This is a genomic window from Crenobacter sp. CS_VA4, from assembly GCF_055597485.1.
On sequence record NZ_JBVMAE010000001.1, the window covers coordinates 150,378 to 172,712 of the forward strand.

Genomic DNA, 22,335 nt, shown 5'->3' on the forward strand with positions numbered 1-22,335 from the left:
TATCCTGTAAGGCCGGGCATCCCCGGCCGGTTGCCACTCTGTGTTATTGCGCCGCCACCAGCTTGGCCGGCACCGCGCCGATCGAGCCGGCGCCCATCGTCACCACCACATCGCCTGGCCGCGCCACGTCGAACACGGTCTGCGGCAGCGCGCCGATCTCGTCGACGAACACCGGCTCGACCCGGCCGGTGACGCGCACCGCGCGCGCCAGCGCCCGGCCGTCGGCGGCCACGATCGGCGCCTCGCCGGCGGCGTACACCTCGGTCAGCAGCAGCGCGTCGACGGTCGACAGCACCTTGACGAAATCCTCGAACAGGTCGCGGGTGCGCGTGTAGCGGTGCGGCTGGAACGCCAGCACCAGGCGCTTGTCCGGGAACGCGCCGCGCACCGCGGCGAGCGTCGCCGCCATCTCCACCGGGTGGTGGCCGTAGTCGTCGACCAGCGTGAACTCGCCACCGGCGATCGCCACCTCACCGTAGCGCTGGAAGCGCCGGCCGACGCCGGCGAACTCGGCGAGGCCCTTCTGGATCGCGGCGATGCCGGCACCGCACTCGATGCCGATCGCGATCGCCGCCAAGGCGTTGAGCACGTTGTGCCGACCCGGCATGTTCAGCACCACCGGGAAACGGGTGAGCGCACCGTTCTTCACCACCACGTCGAAGCGCATCCGGCCGGCGTCGTCCTCGACGTTCTCGGCGTAGACGTCGGCGTCGTCGCTGAAGCCGTACGAGGTGATCGGCTTTTTCACCTGCGGCAAGATCTCGCGCACATTGGCGTCGTCGATGCACAGCACGGCTCGGCCGTAGAACGGCAGCCGGTGCAGGAAGTCGACGAAGGCCTGCTTGAGCTTGTCGAAGCTGTGCTCGTAGGTGTCCATGTGATCGGCGTCGATATTGGTCACCACGGCCATCACCGGCGCCAAGTGCAGGAATGACGCATCCGACTCGTCCGCCTCGGCGACCAGAAAGTCGCCCGAACCGAGCCGGGCGTTGGTGTTCGCCGCGGTCAGCTTGCCGCCGATCACGAAGGTCGGGTCGAGCCCGGCCGCCGCCAGCACCGACGCGGTCAGGCTGGTGGTGGTGGTCTTGCCGTGCGTACCGGCGATCGCGATGCCCTGCTTGAAGCGCATCAGTTCGGCCAACATCATCGCGCGCGGGATCACCGGGATCGCGCGTTCACGCGCCGCGAGCACTTCCGGGTTGTCCGCCTTCACCGCGGTCGAGGTGACCACTACGTCGGCGTTCTGGATGTAGGTGGCGTCGTGGCCGAAGAACACGCGCGCGCCGGCCTCGGCCAGCCGCTTGGTGGCCACGCCGTCGGCCATGTCGGAGCCCGACACGGTGTAGTCGAGGTTGAGCAGCACCTCGGCGATGCCGCACATGCCGACGCCACCGATGCCTACGAAATGTATGTGTTTGACCCTGTGTTTCATGCTGCTTCTCTATCAGCTTCCCCGCCGCCGGCTGGCCGCGGGGGCAAATTATTCCTGCGTCAGTTGTTCACACACGTCGGCGACCCGCGCCGCCGCGTCGGTCAGCGCCTTGGACCGCGCTGCCTCGGCCATCTTCAGGCAGTCGGCCCGGTTCAGGCCCTTCAGCCAGCCGGCAAGGCTCGCCGCGTCAAATTCCTTCTGCTGCACCAGCCGTGCCGCACCGGCGTCGGCCAGGAACTTCGCATTGCCGGTCTGGTGGTCGTCCACCGCGTGCGGGAACGGCACCAGGAGGCTACCGACCCCGGCGGCGGCCAGTTCGGCCACCGTCAGCGCGCCGGCCCGGCACAGCACCACGTCGGCGGCGCCGTACTCGGCCGCCATGTCGGCAATGAAGGCGCGGCAGTCGGCGGCAACGCCGACCTGCTGATAGTTCGCCCGCAGCGCGTCGATCTGCTTCGCGCCGGCCTGGTGCACCACCAGCGGCCGCTCGCCTTCGGCCAACAGCGCCAGCGCCTGCGGCACGGTGTCGTTGAACACCTTGGCGCCGAGGCTGCCACCGACCACCAGCAGCTTCAGCGGACCGCTGCGCCCGGCGAAGCGCTCAAACGGCGCCGGCAGCGCGGCGATGTCGGCGCGCACCGGGTTGCCGACCAGGCCGTTCGTTCCCGGGAACGCGCCGGGGAAGGCGAACAGCGTGCGGCTGGCGATCTTCGCCAGCACCCGGTTGGTCAGCCCGGCCACCGAGTTCTGCTCGTGCACCACCAGCGGCTTCCACAGCAGCCGCGTCATCAGTCCGCCCGGAAACGCCGGGTAGCCGCCGAAACCGATCGCGATGTCCGGGCGGTGGTTGAAGATCACCACGGCACTCTTCAACAGTGCCCGCGCCATCACGAACGGCAGCGTCAGCTTGCGCACGAGGCCATTGCCGCGCACGCCGCGGATCTTCAGCGTCTCGATCGCGATGCCGTGCTCCGGCACTAGCCGCGTTTCCATGCCGCCGTCGGCGCCGAGCCAGATCACCGCCCAGCCGCGCGCCGCCAACTCCTTGGCGACCGCGAGGCCGGGGAAGATGTGTCCGCCGGTGCCACCGGCCATCACCATGATCGTGCGTTTTGCCATGAATCCTTCTTAACGGCCTGCTTCGGCCCATCGGGGGCCGCTATTTTCGGCCCGTTTCCTGTGCGGCGCACTGCTGGGCGCCGAACGGTGTCGCATTCCTAAAACTGCCCGGCTACACCTTGTAGCCGCGCATCACCCGGCGGTTTTTGCTTTCGCTCCCTCTCGCCGGGCGGGCTTGCGCCCTCGGGCCTACCGGCCCGCTGCCCGGCTACACCTTGTAGCCGCGCATCACCCGGCGGTTTTCCCAGTCCACCCTCAGCAGCACCGCCATCGCCGCCAGGTTCATGATCAGCGCCGAGCCGCCGAACGACATCAGAGGCAGCGTCAGCCCCTTGGTCGGCAGGATGCCCATGTTCACGCCGATGTTGAAAAAGGTCTGGATGCCGAGCCAGATGCCGATGCCCTGCGCCACCAGCGCCGGGAAGTAGCGCTCCAGCATCTTCGCCTGGTCGGCGATCCGGAACGCGCGGCGCACGATCCAGGCGTACACGCCGATCACCACACAGATGCCGACGAAGCCGAACTCCTCGGCGATCACCGCCATGATGAAGTCGGTGTGCGCCTCGGGCAGGTAGAACAGCTTCTCTACGCTGCTGCCGAGGCCGACGCCGAACCATTCGCCGCGGCCGATCGCGATCAGCGAGTGCGACAGCTGGTAACCCTTGCCGTACGGGTCGTCCCACGGGTCCATGAAGCCGAGCACCCGTTTCATCCGGTACGGCGACAGCACGATCAACAGCACCACCGCGACCACGCCGAAGATCGCGAGGCCGGTGAAGATGCGCATATTAATGCCGCCGAGGAACAGCAGCCCCATCGCGATCGACGCCACCACCATCAGCGCGCCGAAGTCCGGCTCCATCAAGAGCAGGAACGCCACCACCAGCATCACGCCGAAGATCGGGAAGAAGCCTTCCTTGATGCTGTCGAGCTTCGCGACGTTCTTCACCACGTAGCGGGCGCTGAACAGCACCATCGCGAACTTCATGACCTCGGACGGCTGAACGTTGAACACGATCAGCGAGATCCAGCGCCGCGAGCCGTTTACCACCCGGCCGATGCCGGGGATCAGCACCGCGAACAGCAACACCAGCGCGACCAGGAACACCCAGCCGGCCTTTTCCTCCCAGAACTTCACCGGGATGTGGAACACCACATAGGCGAGCCCCAGGCCGATCGTCATGAACACCGCGTGCCGCACCAGGAAGAAGTAGCGGTTGTGCATGGTCGGGTCGGCCTCGGCCGAGGCGATCGACGCCGAATACACCATCACCAGGCTGAACGACAGCAAGAGCGCGATCGCCCAGCCCAGCGCCTCATCGAGTGCGGTGGTGGGGACGAAACGACGGGCCTGGGCGCCGACCATCATGATGGATGCCGCTCCTGTTTGATCGTGGCCACCGTGTCGATGAACACCTGCGCGCGGTGCGCGTAGTTGCGGAACATGTCGAGGCTGGCGCAGGCCGGCGACAGCAGCACCACGTCGCCGCTTTCGGCCAACGTCGCCGCCTGACGGGTCGCCTCCTCCAGCGACGCGCAGTCGACGAGCGGCAGATCGAGCCCCGTCAGCGCCGCACGCAGCTTCGGCGCATCGCGACCGATCAGTAGCACCGCGCGGCCGATCCGCGCGAGCGCCGGCTTCAGCGGCGCGAAATCCTGGCCCTTGCTGTCGCCACCGGCGATCAGCACCACCTTGCGAGTCATGCCGTTCAGTGCCGCCTCGGTGGCGCCAACATTGGTGCCCTTCGAGTCGTCGATGTAGGCGACGCCGTCGAACTCGTCGACCAGCTCGACCCGGTGCGGCAGGCCCTTGAAGGTCTTCAGGCCGGCGAGCAGCGCGGCGCGCGGCAGGCCGATCGCCTCGGTCAGCGCCAAGGCGGCCAAAGCGTTGGCGGCGTTGTGCAGGCCGGTCAGCTGCAGTTCGGCGACGTCGAGCAGCTTCTCACCGCGCGCCGCCAGCCAGTAGTTGTCCTGTTCCTGGATCAGGCCGTAGTCGACCGACGCGTCCTGCAGCGAGAACCAGCGCACCGGCCGGCCGGTGCGGCTCATCGCGCGGCACAGCGCATCGTCGCGATTGAGCACCTGCACGCCGTCGCCACCGAACACCGCAGTCTTGCTGTACGCGTAGTCGAGTAGGTCCTGATAGCGGTCGAGGTGGTCCTCGGAGATGTTCAGCACCGTGGCGGCGTCGGCGGCGAGACTCGTGGTGGTCTCGAGCTGGAAGCTCGACAGCTCCAGCACCCACACGTCCGGCCAGACACCGCTTTGCTCGCGCTCGAGCAGCGCCTCCAGCACCGGCAGACCGATATTGCCCGCCACCACCGTGTCGAGGCCGGCGGCCTCGCACAGGTGACCGACCAGCGAGGTCACGGTGGTCTTGCCGTTCGAGCCGGTGATCGCGATCAGCTTGTCCGGCCGCTCGTGCAGGGCGCGCGCCAGCAACTCGACGTCGCCGACCACCGTGCCGCCGGCCGCGATGAACGCCGCCACCGCCGGCGTGGCCAGCGCCACGCCGGGGCTGACCACCAGCAGGTCGGCGTCGGCGAAACTCGCCTCGTCGAAGTCGCCGCAGCGCAGCGCCACGCCCGGCAGCCGTTCGGCCAAGGTCGCGGCGTTCGGCGGGGCCGCGCGGCTGTCGGCCACGGTCACCCGCGCGCCGTGCGCGGCGAGCCAGGCGGCACTGGCAAGACCGGTGTCCCCCAGGCCGACGACGATGACGTGCTGATTGGCGAAGTCCATGGCTTACCTCAGCTTCAGCGTCGACAAGCCGGCCAGAACCAGCATCATGGTGATGATCCAGAAGCGCACGACCACCTGGGTCTCCTTCCACCCCTTCAGTTCGTAGTGGTGATGCAAGGGCGCCATCCTGAACACTCGTCGTCCGGTCAGCTTGAACGACGCCACCTGCAGCATCACCGACAAGGCCTCCATCACGAACAGGCCGCCCATGATGAACAGCACGATCTCCTGGCGCACGATCACCGCCACGGTGCCGAGTGCGGCGCCGAGCGCCAGCGCGCCGACGTCGCCCATGAACACCTGCGCCGGGTAGGCGTTAAACCACAGGAAGCCCAGGCAGGCGCCGCAGATCGCCGCGCAGAACACCACCACCTCGTGCGCGCCGGGGATGAACGGCAGCGACAGGTATTTGGCGAACACCGCGTGGCCGGCGACGTAGGCGAAGATCGCCAGCGCGCCTGCGACCAGCACGGTCGGCAGCGCCGCCAGGCCGTCGAGGCCGTCGGTCAGGTTGACCGCGTTGGACGTCCCGACGATCACGAAGTAGGTCAGCACGCAGAAGCCGATCGCGCCGAACGGATAGATCACGTTCTTGAAGAACGGCACGATCAGCTCGGTCGAGGTCGGCAGGCTGGCCGTACCGATCAGGTAGATGCCGGCACCGATCGCGATCACCGACTGGCCGATCATCTTGGCTTTGGCCGACAGGCCTTTCGGGTTCTTGTGGACGACCTTCTTCCAGTCGTCGATGAAGCCGATCGCGCCGGTGCCGAGCAGCACCGCCAGCAGCAGCCACACGTATTTGTTGTCGAGCTGCGCCCACAGCAAGGTGGTGATCGTGATCGACAGCAGGATCAGCGAGCCGCCCATCGTCGGGGTACCGGCCTTTACCAGGTGGGTCTGCGGACCATCGTTACGGACCGCCTGGCCGACCTTCAGCTCGGTCAGCTTCCGGATCACCCACGGACCCATCACCAGCGAGATGCCGAGCGAAGTCAGGCACGCCAGCACCGCACGCAGCGTGATGTAGTTGAAAACTTTGAATGCGCGGATGTATTCACCCAGCCAATCCGCTAACCAAACAAGCACTTATCAAGCTCCCAATCGTTTCGGTCCGCCCCGTGGCGTACCGTTTGTTATCCGTTCACCAGGTGGTCGACCACCCGTTCCATCTTCATGAAGCGCGAGCCCTTCACCAGCACGGTCGCGTCGGCGGTGAGGCGCGTATCGAGCGCCGCGAGCAGGTCGGTCAATTCGTCGAACGCCTCGGCATCGTCACCGAAGGCGGCCGCGGCATGACGGGCCAGCGGGCCGAGCGTCAACAGTCGCTCGATGCCGCGCTCGCGCGCATACGCGCCGACCTCGGCGTGCAGCGCCGGGGCGGTTTCGCCCAGCTCGCCGATGTCGCCCATCACGAACACGCGCGGTGCGGCAAAGCCGACCAATACGTCGAGCCCGGCCTTCATCGAGTCCGGGTTGGCGTTGTAGCTGTCGTCGAGCACGGTGGCGCCGCAAGCGGCACGCTTTTGCTGCAGCCGACCCTTCACACCGGCAAAGGCGGCGAGGCCTTGGGCGATCGTCGCGAGCGGCACCTCGAACACCAGCGCCAGCGCGGCGGCGGCCAGCGCGTTGCGCACGTTGTGCAGGCCGGCAGCCGGCAGGGTTACCGCCACGCGGCCCACCGGGCTCACCAGGGTGAACCGGCTCCGCAGTCCGTCCAGCTCGACCGCCTCGGCGCGCACCTCGCCCTGTTCCAGGCCGAACGCCAGCTGGCGATGCGCACTGGCCGCAGCGCGGAACAATTCCGAGTTGGCGTCGTCGGCGTTGATCACCGCCACGCCCCCTTCGGCCAGCCCTTCAAAAATCTCCGCCTTGGCGCGGGCAATCCCGGCCACGCTGTCGAAGCCGCCGAGATGGGCGCGCAAGGCGTTGTTGACCAGCGCCACGTCCGGACGTGTCAGCCGGGAGAGATGCGCGATCTCGCCCGGGTGGTTCATACCCATCTCGATCACCGCGTAGCGGTGCTGCTCGCTCAGGCGCAACAGCGTCAACGGCAGGCCGATGTCGTTGTTGAAGTTGCCGGCGGTGGCCAGCACCGCGTCGGCGCCGGCGTGCGCCGCGAGGATCGCCGCCAGCATTTCCTTGACGGTGGTCTTGCCGTTCGAACCGGTGATGCCGGCGAGCTTCGGCGACAGCCGGGCACGCCAGCCGGCGGCGAGCTGCCCCAAGGCGGCGAGCGGGTCGGCGACGCGGATCAGCGTCGCGCCGGGCAGTGCAAAGCCGTCGGCCACCAGCGCCGCCACCGCGCCGTCGGCCAAGGCCTGTGCGACGAAGTCGTGCGCGTCGAAGCGCTCGCCCTTGAGCGCCACGAACAGGTCGCCGGCGCGGATGTCGCGGCTGTCGGTAACGACGCGGCCGACGTCAGCGTCGCGGCCTTCCAGGCGGCCGCCGGCGAGGCGGGCGGCCAGCTCAAGCGTCAGCATGCGCGGCCCCCCAGGCGGTCAGCGCATCCTCGGCGACCCGGAAGTCGGAGAACGGCTGCTTCACCTTGTTGATGTCTTGGTATTCCTCGTGCCCCTTGCCGGCGATCAGCACCACGTCGCCGGCGCGCGCCGCCTTCACCGCCCAGTGGATCGCCGCGGCGCGGTCGACCTCGACGTGGCCGGGCGCCTTCATGCCGGCCAGGATGTCGACCAGGATCGCTTGCGGGTTTTCGGTACGCGGGTTGTCGCTGGTCACCACCGCCACGTCGGCGTACTGCTCGGCGATGCCGCCCATCATCGGGCGCTTGCCGGTATCGCGGTCGCCGCCGCAGCCGAACACGCAGAACAGCTTGCTGCCGGCCGGCCGGATGTCGGCCAGCGTCGACAGCGCCTTTTCGAGTGCATCGGGAGTATGTGCGTAGTCGACCACCACCAGCGGCTCATGACCGCCACCGACCCGCTGCATGCGGCCGCGCGCCGGCTGGATGCGGCCGAGCACACGGGCCGCGTCGGCCAGGGAGACGCCATTGACGCAAAGCGTAGCGAGACAGGCGAGCAGGTTGGCGGCGTTGAAGCGGCCGAGCAGCGCGGTGCGGATCGCCACCTCGCCCCACGGCGTGGTGACCCGCATGCTCAGGCCGTCGAGCGAGGCGCTCAGCGACAGCGGCCGCACGTCGCCCTGTTCGAGGCCGTAGCTGACCACCCGGGTACGGCCGGTATCGATGGCGGCGATTAATTCTCGACCGAAAGCATCATCGGCATTGATCACCGCCTGCTTGAGGCCTTCCCAGTGAAAAAGTTTCGCCTTGGCCGCGCCGTAGCTCGCCATGTCGCCGTGATAGTCGAGGTGATCACGGGTCAGGTTGGTGAACACCGCGGTGGCGAAGCTGACGCCGTTGACGCGCGACTGATCGAGGCCGTGGCTGGAGACCTCCATCGTCACCACCCGGGCGCCCTGGCGATGGTATTCGGCCAGGCGTTGCTGCACGGTGACCGGGTCGGGCGTGGTGTGACTAGTCTCGGTCAGCTCGCCGTAAAAGCCGTTACCGACGGTGCCGATCAGCGCCGCCTTCTGGTCGAGCAGGCTAAACGCCTGAGCCAGCCAGTGCGAGATCGAGGTCTTGCCGTTGGTGCCGGTGATGCCGATCACGGTCATCTGCTGGCTGGGTTGGCCGAACACGTAGGCGGCGACGATGCCGGCGCGCTCGCGCAGGTTCGGCACCGGCAGGTTCGGCACGGTCCAATCCGGGTTCCAGGCGAAGCCGTCGGCGTCGTCCCACAGCACCGCAGCGGCGCCGCGCGCCAGCGCGGCCGGGATGAAATCGCGGCCGTCGGCGTATTCGCCGCGGCAAGCGAGGAACACGTCGCCGGGCAGCACGCGGCGGCTGTCCGCTTCGACGCGACGGGCTGGAATGCCCAGTTTTTCGAGTTCCGCCGGGTTCCACTCCGGCAAGGGGGTCAGACGACTGATCATGTCTTTAACTTCTTTAAAAGTCGGCCGGTACCGGAGTCGACTCCGGTAGCAGGGTATTGTTGGCAGGCTCGTCTGGCTGGACGTTCAGCACGCGCAGCGCGCCGCCGGCCACCGCCGAGAACACCGGCGCGGCCACCGCGCCGCCGTAGTATTTGCCGGCGGACGGCTCGTCTATCATCACCGCCACGATCAATTTCGGATTCTTGCCCGGTGCAAAGCCCATGAACAACGCACGGTGCTTGTTGGCCACGTAGGTATGACCTTCCAGCTTGCGCGCGGTGCCGCTCTTGCCGCCGATGCTGTAGCCGATGATGCGGCCGCCGACCGCGCCGCCGCCCGGCTCGCTGTTGGCGACCAGTACGCCCTTCATCTCGTCGGCGGTCTTCTGGCTGAGCACGCGCTTGCCCGGCATCGGCGCGCTGCTCTTATAGAGCGACAGCGGCAACAGCACGCCGTCGTTGGCGAAGATGGTATAGGCGCGCGCCATCTGCAGCAGGCTCACCGACACGCCGTAGCCGAACGACATGGTCGCCTGTTCGATCGGCCGCCAGCTCTTCCAGTTGCGCAGCCGCCCGGCCGCCTCGCCCGGGAAGCCGGTGCCCGGGCCGCGGCCGAAGCCGAGTGAGTCGTAGTAGCCCCAGAAGTCCTGCGGCGACACCATCAGCGCGAGCTTGCTGGCGCCGACGTTGCTCGACTTCTTGATGATGCCGGTGATGTCGAGGCTAGGCTGCGGCGACACGTCGCGGATCGTCGCCGGGCCGATCTTATAGGTATGGGTGTCGAGCACGGTGTTGATCCGGGCCTTGCCCTGCTCGAGCGCCACCGCGATCGACAGCGGCTTCATCGTCGAGCCGGGCTCGAACAGATCGATCACCGCGCGGTTGCGCAGCATCTCCGGCGTGGTGCCCTCGCGGTTGTTCGGGTTGAACGACGGGTAGTTGGCCAGCGCCAGCACCTCGCCGCTCTTGGCGTCGAGCACCACCACCGCGCCGGCCTTGGCCTTGTTCACCTCGACCGCGTTTTTCAGCTCACGGTAGGCCAGGTACTGGATGCGCTGGTCCATCGCCAGCACCAGCGTCTGGCCGTTGCGCGGCCGCTCGATCGCGGCCAGGTCCTCGACGATATGGCCGCGGCGATCCTTCAGCACCACCCGGCTGCCGTTCTTGCCGGCGAGCATCTTCTCGCGCGCCAGCTCCAGGCCCTCCTGGCCTTTGCCGTCGACGCCGGTGAAACCGATGATGTGCGCGAACGATTCGGCCGCCGGGTAGTAGCGGCGGAATTCCTGCTGGCCGGCCACGCCCGGGATGCCGAGCGCCGCCACCCGTTCGGCCAACTGCGGGCTGATCTGGCGCTTCAGATAGACGAACTCGCGCCGCTTGTCGGCGAATTTGCCGGCAAGTTCGGTCGCCGGCAATTCGAGCAGCTTGGCCAGCGCGGCGAGTTTCTCCGGCGGCACCGGCGGCATGTCGGCCGGGCTTGCCCAGATCGACTGCACCGGGGTGCTGATCGCCAGCGGCTCGCCATTGCGGTCGGTAACCACGCCGCGGTTGGCTTCCATCGTCAGCGTACGGCGAAAGCGCGCGTCGCCCTGGCCGACCAGGAAGTCCTGCTGCACAAGCTGCATGTACATCGCGCGCAGGATCAGCACCAAGAACAGCCCGCCGAGGATCAACAACACGAAACGCACGCGGCCCGGGCCCATCGAGGGAGCCGGACCGGGGTTGAGGCGGCGGTTATTGACGGGGACGCGCATCAGGTGCCCCCTTTCGGCGCGATCACCTGCACCTCGCGCGGCGCCGGCAGATGCATGTCGAGCCGGCTGGTGGCGGCGCGCTCGACCAGCGAGTGCGCCCCCCAGGTACTCTGTTCCAGCAACAGCTTGTCGTAGTCGACGTCAAGCTGGCGCGCCAGTTTCTGCTCGCGGCCCAGCTCGATATAGAGCTGGCGCGAAATGTGCTGCGCGGTGACCACCGCCATGGCGGAGAACACCAGCACCACGAGCAGAACGGCGTTGAGGCGGTTCATTTGAGCGGCTCCGGCCACGGCGCGGCGGTGCGCTCGGCAACACGCAGCACGGCGGAACGGGCGCGCGGGTTGTCGCGCACCTCGTCGGCGCCGGCGCGGATCGCCTTGCTGGCGAGCTTCAGCGGCGCCTCACCGATGTCGGCGGCACGCACCGGCACCCAGCTGGGCAGCTTGTCGGCGGTGCTGGCGTCCTTCATGAAGTGTTTGACGATGCGGTCTTCCAGCGAATGGAAGCTGATCACCGACAGCCGGCCGCCGACGGCCAGCCGCCGGGCGGCCTGCGGCAGCACCGCCTTCAGTTCGTCGAGTTCGCGGTTGATGAAAATCCGGATCGCCTGGAAGGTACGCGTCGCGGGGTCTTGACCCGGTTCGCGAGTATGGACGTTTTTCGCAACGAGGCTGGCGAGCTCGCGCGTCGTCGTGATCGGGGCTTCAGCCCTTGTCGCAACAATGGCTGCTGCGATCTTGTGAGCAAACCGCTCTTCACCATAGGTCTTGATCACCTCTTTGATGTCGGCTTCGGCGGCCGTAGCCAGCCACTCGGCCGCGGTCAGGCCGCGCGTGGTGTCCATGCGCATGTCGAGCGGTGCGTCGAAGCGGAAACTGAAACCGCGGCGGCCATCGTCCAGTTGCGGCGACGACACGCCCAAATCCATCAGCACGCCGTCGACACGGTCGACGGCCAGCCGATCGAGCTCGCGCGCGAAGGTTTCGAAGCCTTCGTGCACGATGGTGAAACGGGGGTCTTCGGCGGCCAGCGCGTCGGCGACGGCGACCGCTTCCGGGTCCTTGTCGAACGCGATCAGCCGGCCGCTCGGTCCGAGCCGCGCGAGCAACGCGCGACTGTGCCCGCCACGGCCGAACGTGCAGTCCACGTAGGTGCCGTCCGGGCGAATGGCCAAGGCGTCGACCGCCTCGGTTAGCAGCACCGTGCGGTGTACAAAGGCAGCGGTGCTCACAACGAGAAATCTCCAAGGTTGGCCGCAAGGTCGGCCGGATCCAGTTCCAGCGCCGCGTCGGTCTGGGCGTCCCAGTCGGCGGCATTCCACAATTCGAAACGGTTGCCCATCCCCACCAGCGCGACGTCCTTGCCGAGCCGGGCCCGCTCGCGCAAGCGCGCCGGCAGCAGGATGCGGCCGGCGGCGTCCATCTCCAGCGTCTCGGCGTGGCCGAGCACCAGCCGTTGGTAGGCCTTCAGCGTCGGGTTGCCGGTCGGCAGCCGGATCAGCTTTTCCTCGATCGGCCGCCAGTTGGCTTCGGGGTAGATCAACAGGTGGTCGGGCGAGTCGAGCGTGACCACCAGATTCGCGCCGAACGCAGACAACACCGTCTCCCGGTGCCGAGCCGGAATGGCCAGGCGACCCTTGCTATCGAGAGACAAAGTACTGACGCCGCCGAACATGATCGTTGACTAATGGCCCGTTGAGAGTCGGTGCAGGACAAAATGCCCCACTTTTTCCCACTTTTTCCCACTTTCCGCCACTATAGGGAAGATGATTGAGCCGGTCAACATCGATTGACTCGAATCACCTTTTGCGACAATGACTTAGGAATGGACCACGAAAGCCAATAGATTCGGCAAATCAGCACACCCGGACATTAAATCAAATGATTTAATTACAAACAATCGACTAATTTAACATCACATTAAAAAATACGGACGACATGCCCAAAGGCATGCCGTCCGCATAGGTTTTCGCTATCAGAGCGCGCCGAGTTTCTGCTTGAGGATATCTTGAACCTGGGCCGGATTGGCCTTGCCCTTCGACGCCTTCATCACCTGGCCGGCCAGCGCGTTGAGCGCCTTTTCCTTGCCGGCGCGGAATTCCTCGACCGCTTTCGGATTGGCGGCGATCGCCTCATCGACCATCTTCTCGATCGCGCCGACGTCGGACACCTGCTTGAGGCCGTCGCGCTCGATCACCGCGTCGGCGGACAGCTCGCTGCCCCACATCGCCTCGAACACCTGCTTGGCGAGCTTGGACGACACGGTGTTGTCGGCGATGCGCACGATCAGGCCGGCCAAGCGTTCGGCCGACAGCGGGCACTCGGTGATGTCGCGGCCGTCGCGATTCAGGCTGGCGGCGACTTCGCCGTTGATCCAGTTGGCGGCGAGCTTGCCCTGGCCGGTGGCCTTGGCGACCGCCTCGAAGTAGCTCGCCAGCGCATGGCTGCCGGTGAGCAGGCTGGCGTCGTAGGCCGACACGCCGAATTTCTCGACGAAGCGCACCTTCATCTGGCCCGGCAGCTCCGGCATCTGTTCGCGCACCGCGTCGATCTGCTCCTGCGGGATCACCACCGGCAACAGGTCCGGGTCCGGGAAGTAGCGGTAGTCGTGCGCGTCTTCCTTGCTGCGCATCGCGCGGGTCTCGCCCTTGTCCGGGTCGAACAGCACGGTCGCCTGCTGGACCCTGCCGCCGTCCTCGATGGTGTCGATCTGCCACTGGATCTCGGCCTCGATCGCCTGCTGCAGGAAGCGGAACGAGTTGAGGTTCTTGATCTCGCGGCGGGTGCCGAATTCGGCCTGCCCCTCTGGGCGCACCGACACGTTGGCGTCGACGCGGAAGCTGCCTTCCTGCATATTGCCGTCGCAGATGCCGAGCCAGGTCACCAGCGTGTGCAGAGCCTTGGCGTACGCGACCGCCTCTTCGGACGAGCGCATGTCCGGCTCGGACACGATTTCCAATAACGGCGTGCCGGCGCGGTTCAGGTCGATGCCGGTGACGCCCGACAGGCCTTCCAGCCCCTCGTGCAGGGACTTACCGGCGTCCTCCTCGAGGTGGGCGCGGGTCAGGCGCACCACCTTCTCGGTGTCGCCGACCTGGATCGTCAGCGTGCCGTGCTGGACGATAGGCAGGTCCATCTGGCTGATCTGGTAGCCCTTCGGCAGATCCGGATAGAAGTAGTTCTTGCGCGCGAACACGTTCTTCTTGTTGATCGTCGAACCGAGCGCGAGGCCGAGGCGGATCGCCTTGTCGACCGCGGCCTTGTTCATCACCGGCAGCACGCCCGGCAGCGCCAGCTCCACTGCGGACGCCTGGGTGTTGGGCTCGGCACCGAAGGCGGTGGACGAGCCGGAGAAAATCTTGGATACGGTATTGAGCTGCACATGCACCTCAAGACCGATGACGACTTCCCATTTCATGTTCTGAAACCCTTTTTTTAGCCACAGAACCCACCGAAAAACACAGAAGAAAGCATCGAGCCAGACGGCGGCCGGTTTTCAGGTGTTTCCGTGGATTCTGCGGCAAAAATGTCTGTTACAGCACCGGCGCCTTGCGGTGCCAGTCGGTCACCTGCTGGAACTGGTGCGCCACGTTCAGCATCTTCGCTTCGCCGAAGTAGTTGCCGATGATCTGCAGGCCGATCGGGCGGCCGCCTGACGAGAAGCCGGCCGGCACGCTCATGCCCGGCAGGCCGGCCAGGTTCACCGACAGCGTGTAGATGTCCGACAGGTACATCTCGACCGGGTCGTTCGACTTCTCGCCGATATTGAACGCCGCGGTCGGCGCCACCGGGCCGAGGATCACGTCGCACTGCTCAAACGCCTTCTTGAAGTCGTCGGCGATCAGGCGACGGATCTTCTGCGCCTTCAGGTAGTAAGCGTCGTAGTAGCCGTGGCTCAATACATAGGTGCCTACCAGGATACGGCGCTTCACCTCGGTGCCGAAGCCCTCGGCACGCGACTTCTCGTACATGTCGGCGAGGTCCTTGTACTCGGAGGCGCGGTGGCCGTAGCGCACGCCGTCGTAGCGCGACAGGTTGCTCGACGCCTCGGCCGGCGCGATCACGTAGTAGGCCGGGATCGACAGCTCGGTGTTCGGCAGGCTGACCTCGACTACCTCGGCGCCGAGCTTCTTCAGCTCGGCGACCGCCTCGTCGACCACCCGCGCCACGTCGGCCGACAGGCCGGCGGCGAAGTATTCCTTAGGCAGGCCGACCTTCAGACCGGCCAGCGACTTGTTCAGCTCGCGGCTGTAGTCTTCGGTCGGACGTTCGAGGCTGGTCGAGTCGCGGGTATCGAAGCCGGCGATGGTGTTGAGCAGCAGCGCGCAATCCTCGGCGGTCTGCGCCATCGGGCCACCCTGGTCGAGCGAGGAGGCGAACGCGACCATGCCGTAGCGCGATACCACGCCGTAGGTCGGCTTGATGCCGGTGATGCCGCAGTGGCTGGCCGGCTGGCGGATCGAGCCGCCGGTGTCGGTGCCGAGCGCGGCCGGCGCCAGGCGCGCCGCCACCGCCGCGGCCGAGCCGCCGGAGCTGCCGCCCGGAATCGCCGCCAGGTCCCACGGGTTCTTCACCGCGCCGTAATAACTGTTCTCGTTGGCCGAACCCATCGCGAATTCGTCCATATTGGTGCGACCGAGCGTCACCAGGCCGGCGGCGCGGACCCGTTCGATCACGTGCGCGTCGTACGGGGCGATGAAGTTGTCGAGCATCTTCGAGCCGCAGCTGGTCTTCCAGCCCTGCTGGCAGAAGATGTCCTTGATCGCCAGCGGCACGCCGGTCAACAGACCGGCGTGGCCGGCGGCGCGCGCCGCGTCGGCGGCGGCCGCTTCGGCCAGCGTTTTTTCCGCGTCGACGGTGATGAAGGCATTAAGCACAGGGTTGACCGCGGCGATGCGGTCGAGGAACTGGCCGGCGAGCTCGACGCTCGATACCGACTTCGCGGCCAGCGCGGCCGACAGGTCCTTGAGGGTAGCGTTAATCATGACGTGACAAACCTACAGCAAGATTGGGTTTGGTCGAAATGGAACCAACACCCGATGATCCGGTCGAGAGTTACTCGATGACTTTGGGTACCAGGAACAGGCCGGCGGCCACCTGCGGCGCCACCGCCTGGAACGCGTCGCGACGGTTGGTCTCGGTGACCACGTCGTCGCGCAGGCGCAAGCTGACGTCCTGCGGATGCGCCATCGGCTCGATGCCGTCAGTATTTACCGCCTGCATTTTTTCGATTAAACCGAAGATGTTGTTGAGCTGGACGCCGGTCGCGGCGATTTCCTCGTCGGTAACCGCGATGCGGGCGAGGCGTGCGATACGGGCGACATCCTGATGCGTCAGCGACATGGAGACCTCTGAAACCTTTAATAATCTAAGCGTTATAGGGTATCATAGGGAGTTTGTTTCTCCCAAGATTAACGATGCGTCACGACGGCGTTGACCGGCCTGTTTCGGCCCGGTTTGACGCCTCCCGGGGCGGACATTTTGCACACGGCGGCAGCGCCGACTCCGGCGACGGCGCCGGGCGGCCATCACCCACCGACAACACATTCAGGATTGCTTCCAATGTTTCGTCTGTTGACCGGATACTTTTCCAACGATCTTGCCATCGACCTTGGCACCGCCAACACCCTGATCTACATGCGCAGCAAGGGCATCGTGCTCGACGAGCCGTCGGTGGTAGCGATCCACAACGACGTGCCGTCGAACAAGAAATCGATCCTCGCCGTCGGCGCCGAAGCGAAGAAGATGCTCGGCCGCACCCCGGGCAGCATCCAGGCGATCCGCCCGATGAAGGACGGCGTGATCGCCGACTTCACCGTCACCGAGCAGATGCTCAAGCAGTTCATCAAGATCGTGACGTCCAGCCGCCTGGCCGCCAGTCCGCGCATCGTGATCTGCGTGCCGTGCGGTTCGACCCAGGTGGAACGCCGCGCGATCAAGGACTCGGCACTGGCCGCCGGCGCGCGCCGCGTCGAGCTGATCGAGGAGCCGATGGCCGCCGCGATCGGCGCGGGCCTGCCGGTGGAAGAGCCGACCGGTTCGATGGTGGTCGACATCGGTGGCGGCACCACCGAAGTGGGCGTGATCAGCCTGGGCGGCGTGGTGTACTCGAATTCGGTACGCGTCGGCGGCGACAAGTTCGATGAATCGATCATCAACTACATCCGCCGCAACTACGGCATGCTGATCGGCGAAACCACCGCCGAAGAGATCAAGAAGACCATCGGCTCGGCGTTCCCGGGCTCCGAGGTGCGCGAGATGGAGGTGAAGGGCCGCAACCTGGCCGAAGGTATCCCGCGCTCGTTCACCGTGTCGTCGAACGAGATCCTCGAGGCGCTGACCGAGCCGCTCAACCAGATCGTCTCGGCGGTGAAGATCGCGCTGGAACAGACCCCGCCGGAACTGGGCGCCGACATCGCCGAAAAGGGCATGGTGCTGACCGGTGGCGGCGCGCTCTTGAAGGACATCGACCGGCTGTTGGCCGAAGAGACCGGCCTGCCGGTGTTCGTCGCCGAAAACCCGCTGACCTGCGTGGTGATCGGCTCGGGCAAGGCGCTCGACAAAATGGACAAGGTCGGCACCATCTTCACCAACGTACCTTAAGCGGGAAGCCGCGCCGCTCCTGACGGGGCGGCGTTTTTTTGCATGGATTTCGCCAATACCCCCAGCTTTTTCCGCCAGGGTCCGCGCCCGCTCGTCCGGCTGATCAGCTGCGCGACGCTGTCGGTCGCGCTCCTGGTGGCGGACAGCCGTTTCGGCCTGATGGAACCGGCGCGCGAAGCGATGTCGGTGGTGCTCTACCCGCTGCAGTGGGCGGTCAACGCGCCGGTCACCGGCGTGCGCGAGCTGAGCCGCTTCTTCACCTCGCAGACCGAGTTGCAGCAGGAGAACACCCGGCTCAGAGCCGCCGCGCTGAACAACGCCGCCCAGCTCGGCCGGCTGGCGACGGTGGAACGCGAACTGGCCGAGCTGAAGACGCTCGCCCAGATCGTCTCGAGCCGCACCGACGTCGCCGCGCAGGCCGAGGTGCTGTACACCGGCCGCGACACCTTCACCTATAAGCTGATCATCGACCGCGGCACCAACGCCGGCCTGAAGGGCGGCATGCCGGTGCTCGACGGCCACGGCCTGCTCGGCCAGATCACCCGGGTGCAGCCGTTGACCGCCGAGGTGACCCTGGTGGTCGACAAGAACCAGATGGTGCCGGTGATGATCGAGCGCACCGGCCAGCGCGCCATCCTGTACGGCTACGGCGGCGGGGTGGAGCTGCGCTATATGCCGGTCCATGCCGACGTCAAGGAAGGCGACCGGCTGGTCACCTCCGGCATCGACAGCGTGTTCCCGCCGGGAGTGCCGGTGGCCCAGGTCAGCAAGGTCGACCGCAACGCCGGCGCGGCGTTCCTGCGCGTCGCCTGCGCGCCGTACGCCGGGGTGCAGAGCTCGCGCTACGTGCTGGTGGTGAGTGAAAAACAGATGCCGCCGCCGCCCAAGCCGGCGCCCGAGGTCGCGCCACCGGATGCCAAGGCGGCCAAAGCCGCCAAGGCCGCCGCCAAGTCGGCCGCCAAATCGGCCAGCAAGCCCGCCGCCAAGGCGCCGGCCACCCCGTCCGGTCAACGCTAGGTTTTATCGATGGAACGTCCGCAGGAACTCCTCAAACCGGTAAAACGCCGGCTGATCTACCTGACCTTCGCGCTGGCGCTGATCGTCGAGCTGGTACCGCTGCCGGTCGGCTCGGTACGGTGGCTGCCCGATTTCGTCGGCATGCTGATCCTCTACTGGGTGCTCAACCAGCCAAGCCGGGTCGGCATCGGCACCGCCTTCATGCTCGGCCTGATCGCCGACGTGGCCACCGCCGGGCTGTTCGGCCAACACGCGCTCGCCTACACCGTCACCGCCTATCTGGTGCTGCTGCGCCAGCGCCAGCTGGTGATGTTCAACCTGGGGATCCAGGCGATCGCGATACTCGGCCTGTTGCAGGTGAACCAGCTGATCATGGTGCTGGCGCGGATGGCGACCGGCTCGGCCTTCGTCGGCTGGAGCTTCTTCCTGCCGCCGCTGATCGGCGCGCTGCTGTGGCCGCTCTTGACCAACCTGCTGGTGCTGCCGTACCGCCAACGTTCGCTGTAAGGCTGTCCGGATGCCGCGCCCTACCCGCTTGAAAAACACCCGCTCCGACGACGACCAGTTCCAGCTGCGTCTGGTGGTCGCCTACGCCTTCATGGTGCTGATGTTCCTGGTACTGGCGAGCCGTTTCGTCTACCTGCAGGTGCTGCAGCACGACCACTACATGACGCTGGCGCAGAACAACCGCATCTCGCTGGTGCCGACGCTGCCCAACCGCGGCCTGATCGTCGACCGCAACGGCGTGGTGCTGGCGCAGAACTACTCGGCGTACACGCTGGAAGTCACCCCGGCCAAGACCGGCGGGCTCGACGCCACCGTCGCCGAACTCGGCAAGCTGGTCGAGCTCACCCCGCGCGACATGAAGCGCTTCAAGAAATTCCTGTCCGAGTCGCGCAGCTTCGAGCCGGTGGCGCTGAAGATGAAGCTGTCCGAGGAAGAGGCCGCACGGGTCGCCGCCAACGCCTGGCGCCTCCCCGGCGTCGAGGTGAAGGCGCGGCTGTTCCGCGACTACCCGTTCAAGGAGATGACCAGCCACGTGCTCGGCTACATCGGCCGGATCACCCAGAAGGACCAGGACCGGCTCGAGGAAGAAGACAAGACCGCCAATTACCGCGGCACCAACTACATCGGCAAGACCGGCCTGGAAGCGGTGTACGAGGACGACCTGCACGGCACCTCGGGCTTCGAAGAGGTGGAAACCGACGCTGGCGGCCGCGCGGTGCGCACGCTCAGGCGCACCGCGCCGATCAACGGCAACACGCTGAAGCTGGCGCTCGACATCCGCCTGCAGGAACTCGCCGACAAGCTGTTCGGCCAACGTCGCGGTGCACTGGTCGCAATCGACCCGCAGACCGGCGGCGTGCTGGCGTTCCTGTCCAAGCCCGGCTTCGACCCCAATCTGTTCGTCGACGGCATCGACAGCGCCAGCTGGAAGGGCCTGAACGACGACTGGCAGAAGCCGATGATCAACCGCGCGCTGCGCGGCGTCTACCCGCCGGGTTCGACCTTCAAGCCGTTCATGGCGATGGCGGCGCTGGAAACCGGCGCGATCGGCTACAACGATGTGCGCGCGGCGCCGGCGTTCTTCACCCTGCCCGGCTCCAACCACCAGTTCCGCGACTCGAACAAGCGCGGCAACGGTTCGGCCAACCTGGCGCGCGCGATCCAGGTATCGAGCGATACCTTCTTCTACAAACTCGCCTGGGACATGGGCATCGACAAGATCCACCCGGTGCTGGCGCAGTTCAGCCTGGGCAGCAAGACCGGCATCGACCTGGACGGCGAAGCCGTCGGCGTGCTGCCGTCCAAGGAGTGGAAGGAAAAACGCTTCGCCCGCTACAAGCCGGAAGTGCGGCGCTGGTACCCGGCCGACGTGGTCAGCATCGGCATCGGCCAGGGCTTCAACGCCTATACGCCGCTGCAGATGGCCAACGCCGTCACGCTGATGGCCAACGGCGGACAGGTGTTCAAGCCGCACCTGGTGCAGGAAGTGGCCGACGCCAAGACCGGCAAGGAGCGCCGCATCGAGCCGCAGCCGGAGCGCCAGCTGCCGTTCAAACCGGCCAACTTCAGCTACATCCAGCACGCGATGCAGAGCGTGCTCAAACCGGGCGGCACCGCCGCGCGGATCGGCGTCGGCCTGCCCTACACGATGGCCGGCAAGACCGGTACCGCGCAGGTGGTGGCGATCAAGCAGGGCGCCAAGTACAACTCGTCGGCGATCGCCGAGCAGCAGCGTGACCACTCCTGGTTCGTCGCGTTCGCCCCGGTCGAGCAGCCGAAGATCGCCGTGGCGGTGATCGTCGAGAACGCCGGCTGGGGTGCCGCGGCGGCCGCACCGATCGCCCGCGCGCTGTTCGACTTCTACATGACCGGCAAGGTCCCGGCGGATCTCGCCGGCCAGCTGACCACCGTCAAGACCACCGCGGTCGATGCCGCCGCCGCCGCCCGCGCGCAGGCCGAACGCGCCGCCGCTGAACAGGAAAGTGCCGATGCAAGCCCACCCCCTTAAGCGCCTGTGGGACTTCATCAAGGAGCCGCTCGACGGCTGGTTGATGCTGTTCCTCGGCCTGATCTACGTACTGAGCCTGTTCGTGCTGTTTTCGGCCGACAACCAGGACTGGGGCCGCGTGACCGCCAAGTTCGGCTACACCGCGCTGGCGCTGGTGGTGATGTGGGGCCTCGCCTACCTGCGCCCGCAGCTGGTGATGAACTTCGCGCCGCCGATCTACCTGGTCGGCCTGCTGCTCTTGATCGGCGTGGCGCTGTTCGGCGTCGTGGTGAACGGCTCGCGGCGCTGGCTGGAGCTCGGCATCACCCGCATCCAGCCGTCCGAGATCATGAAGATCGCGATCCCGATGATGCTGGCGTGGTTCTTCCAGAAATACGAGCTGTCGCTGAACTGGCGCCACTACGTGGCCGCCGGGCTGATGATGGTGATCCCCGGCGCCCTGGTACTGAAGCAGCCGGACCTCGGCACCGCCTCGCTGATCATGGCGGCCGGTTTCTTCACAATGTTCTTCGCCGGGCTGTCGTGGAAACTGATCATCGGCGGTCTCGTCGCCTTCCTCGGCAGCCTGCCGGTGATCTGGAACCTGATGCACGACTACCAGCGGATGCGGGTGTTGACGCTGATCGACCCGATGCAGGACCCGCTCGGCGCCGGCTACCACATCATCCAGTCGATGATCGCGATCGGCTCGGGCGGGCCGTGGGGCAAGGGCTGGCTGAACGGCACGCAGACCCACCTCGACTACATCCCCGAGCGCACCACCGACTTCATCTTCGCGGTGTACTCGGAGGAATTCGGCCTGGTCGGCAACATCATCCTGCTGATCCTGTACCTATTGGTGATCAGCCGCGGCATGATGATCACCGCGCGCGCGCCGACACTGTACGGCCGGCTGATGGCCGGCGCGATCACGCTGACCTTCTTCGTCTACGCCTTCGTCAATATGGGCATGGTGTCGGGCATCCTGCCGGTGGTCGGCGTGCCGCTGCCGCTGGTTTCGTACGGCGGCACCGCGACGCTGTCGATCCTGGTCGGCCAGGGCATGCTGATGGGCATCGCCAACCAGCGCAAGTAAGCGTCTATGAACCCGACCAACCGGCGCCCCTGGCGCCGGTTTTGTTTTGCCCGCGCCCGGGCGCAAACGCCACAACGTCGGCCGAAAGCGGCCCCCACGCACGATTCCGGTTGAATTCAAACAAGT

The 22,335-nt window shown here is 66.6% G+C and carries 19 protein-coding genes; 5 read left to right on the forward strand and 14 right to left on the reverse strand.

Annotated elements, in window-relative coordinates; translation table 11 throughout:
* Nucleotides 1-43: 43 nt before the first annotated feature.
* The 14 genes from murC to gatC form a co-directional block, all read right to left on the reverse strand.
* Nucleotides 44-1,432 carry a UDP-N-acetylmuramate--L-alanine ligase gene (gene murC, locus ACZ2IA_RS00755; protein WP_470290642.1) on the reverse strand — a complete coding sequence of 463 codons (1,389 nt, stop codon included), beginning with the start codon at nucleotides 1,430-1,432 and terminating at the stop codon, nucleotides 44-46.
* Between the two features lie 48 nt (nucleotides 1,433-1,480).
* Nucleotides 1,481-2,551 carry an undecaprenyldiphospho-muramoylpentapeptide beta-N-acetylglucosaminyltransferase gene (murG, locus tag ACZ2IA_RS00760; protein WP_470290643.1) on the reverse strand — a complete coding sequence of 357 codons (1,071 nt, stop codon included), beginning with the start codon at nucleotides 2,549-2,551 and terminating at the stop codon, nucleotides 1,481-1,483.
* Nucleotides 2,552-2,759: 208 nt separating this feature from the next.
* Entirely contained in the window at nucleotides 2,760-3,917 is a 1,158-nt protein-coding gene (gene ftsW / locus ACZ2IA_RS00765; protein ID WP_470290837.1) for a putative lipid II flippase FtsW, read from the reverse strand.
* The gene (murD, locus tag ACZ2IA_RS00770; RefSeq protein ID WP_470290644.1) at nucleotides 3,917-5,290 is read right to left on the reverse strand and encodes a UDP-N-acetylmuramoyl-L-alanine--D-glutamate ligase; all 1,374 of its coding nucleotides are present in this window, start codon (nucleotides 5,288-5,290) and stop codon (nucleotides 3,917-3,919) included. The genes ftsW and murD overlap by 1 nt, the downstream gene beginning before the upstream one ends.
* Nucleotides 5,291-5,293: 3 nt before the next feature.
* Nucleotides 5,294-6,379 carry a phospho-N-acetylmuramoyl-pentapeptide-transferase gene (mraY, locus tag ACZ2IA_RS00775; protein WP_470290645.1) on the reverse strand — a complete coding sequence of 362 codons (1,086 nt, stop codon included), beginning with the start codon at nucleotides 6,377-6,379 and terminating at the stop codon, nucleotides 5,294-5,296.
* Nucleotides 6,380-6,426: 47 nt separating this feature from the next.
* On the reverse strand, nucleotides 6,427-7,773 hold the full coding sequence (locus ACZ2IA_RS00780) for a UDP-N-acetylmuramoyl-tripeptide--D-alanyl-D-alanine ligase (RefSeq protein ID WP_470290646.1): 1,347 nt from the start codon (nucleotides 7,771-7,773) through the stop codon (nucleotides 6,427-6,429).
* Nucleotides 7,760-9,247, reverse strand: coding sequence for a UDP-N-acetylmuramoyl-L-alanyl-D-glutamate--2,6-diaminopimelate ligase (locus ACZ2IA_RS00785; protein WP_470290647.1), 1,488 nt, complete (start codon nucleotides 9,245-9,247; stop codon nucleotides 7,760-7,762). Before ACZ2IA_RS00785 ends, ACZ2IA_RS00780 begins: the two co-directional genes overlap by 14 nt.
* 13 nt (nucleotides 9,248-9,260) lie before the next feature.
* Nucleotides 9,261-11,000 carry a peptidoglycan D,D-transpeptidase FtsI family protein gene (locus ACZ2IA_RS00790; RefSeq protein WP_470290648.1) on the reverse strand — a complete coding sequence of 580 codons (1,740 nt, stop codon included), beginning with the start codon at nucleotides 10,998-11,000 and terminating at the stop codon, nucleotides 9,261-9,263.
* A complete protein-coding gene (gene ftsL / locus ACZ2IA_RS00795; protein ID WP_470290649.1) occupies nucleotides 11,000-11,272 on the reverse strand; it encodes a cell division protein FtsL in 273 nt (90 codons plus the stop codon). Before ftsL ends, ACZ2IA_RS00790 begins: the two co-directional genes overlap by 1 nt.
* Nucleotides 11,269-12,231 carry a 16S rRNA (cytosine(1402)-N(4))-methyltransferase RsmH gene (gene rsmH, locus ACZ2IA_RS00800; RefSeq protein ID WP_470290650.1) on the reverse strand — a complete coding sequence of 321 codons (963 nt, stop codon included), beginning with the start codon at nucleotides 12,229-12,231 and terminating at the stop codon, nucleotides 11,269-11,271. The genes ftsL and rsmH overlap by 4 nt, the downstream gene beginning before the upstream one ends.
* On the reverse strand, nucleotides 12,228-12,674 hold the full coding sequence (mraZ, locus tag ACZ2IA_RS00805) for a division/cell wall cluster transcriptional repressor MraZ (protein ID WP_470290651.1): 447 nt from the start codon (nucleotides 12,672-12,674) through the stop codon (nucleotides 12,228-12,230). Before mraZ ends, rsmH begins: the two co-directional genes overlap by 4 nt.
* A 300-nt stretch (nucleotides 12,675-12,974) precedes the next feature.
* On the reverse strand, nucleotides 12,975-14,417 hold the full coding sequence (gene gatB, locus ACZ2IA_RS00810) for an Asp-tRNA(Asn)/Glu-tRNA(Gln) amidotransferase subunit GatB (protein ID WP_470290652.1): 1,443 nt from the start codon (nucleotides 14,415-14,417) through the stop codon (nucleotides 12,975-12,977).
* A gap of 115 nt (nucleotides 14,418-14,532) precedes the next feature.
* Nucleotides 14,533-15,984, reverse strand: coding sequence for an Asp-tRNA(Asn)/Glu-tRNA(Gln) amidotransferase subunit GatA (gatA, locus tag ACZ2IA_RS00815; protein ID WP_470290653.1), 1,452 nt, complete (start codon nucleotides 15,982-15,984; stop codon nucleotides 14,533-14,535).
* Between the two features lie 70 nt (nucleotides 15,985-16,054).
* Nucleotides 16,055-16,342, reverse strand: a complete 288-nt coding sequence (gene gatC, locus ACZ2IA_RS00820; RefSeq protein ID WP_470290654.1) for an Asp-tRNA(Asn)/Glu-tRNA(Gln) amidotransferase subunit GatC — start codon at nucleotides 16,340-16,342, stop codon at nucleotides 16,055-16,057.
* Between the two features lie 219 nt (nucleotides 16,343-16,561).
* Between gatC and ACZ2IA_RS00825 the strand changes: the two genes are divergently transcribed.
* From ACZ2IA_RS00825 to rodA, 5 genes are read left to right on the forward strand one after another with little or no spacing between them, the layout of a single operon-like run.
* A complete protein-coding gene (locus ACZ2IA_RS00825) occupies nucleotides 16,562-17,602 on the forward strand; it encodes a rod shape-determining protein (protein ID WP_470290655.1) in 1,041 nt (346 codons plus the stop codon).
* 42 nt (nucleotides 17,603-17,644) lie between these two features.
* Nucleotides 17,645-18,619 carry a rod shape-determining protein MreC gene (gene mreC / locus ACZ2IA_RS00830; protein WP_470290656.1) on the forward strand — a complete coding sequence of 325 codons (975 nt, stop codon included), beginning with the start codon at nucleotides 17,645-17,647 and terminating at the stop codon, nucleotides 18,617-18,619.
* 9 nt (nucleotides 18,620-18,628) lie between these two features.
* Nucleotides 18,629-19,126, forward strand: coding sequence for a rod shape-determining protein MreD (gene mreD / locus ACZ2IA_RS00835; RefSeq protein ID WP_470290657.1), 498 nt, complete (start codon nucleotides 18,629-18,631; stop codon nucleotides 19,124-19,126).
* Nucleotides 19,127-19,136: 10 nt separating this feature from the next.
* Nucleotides 19,137-21,134, forward strand: a complete 1,998-nt coding sequence (gene mrdA, locus ACZ2IA_RS00840) for a penicillin-binding protein 2 (protein ID WP_470290658.1) — start codon at nucleotides 19,137-19,139, stop codon at nucleotides 21,132-21,134.
* On the forward strand, nucleotides 21,115-22,209 hold the full coding sequence (gene rodA, locus ACZ2IA_RS00845; protein WP_470290659.1) for a rod shape-determining protein RodA: 1,095 nt from the start codon (nucleotides 21,115-21,117) through the stop codon (nucleotides 22,207-22,209). The genes mrdA and rodA overlap by 20 nt, the downstream gene beginning before the upstream one ends.
* Nucleotides 22,210-22,335: the final 126 nt, after the last annotated feature.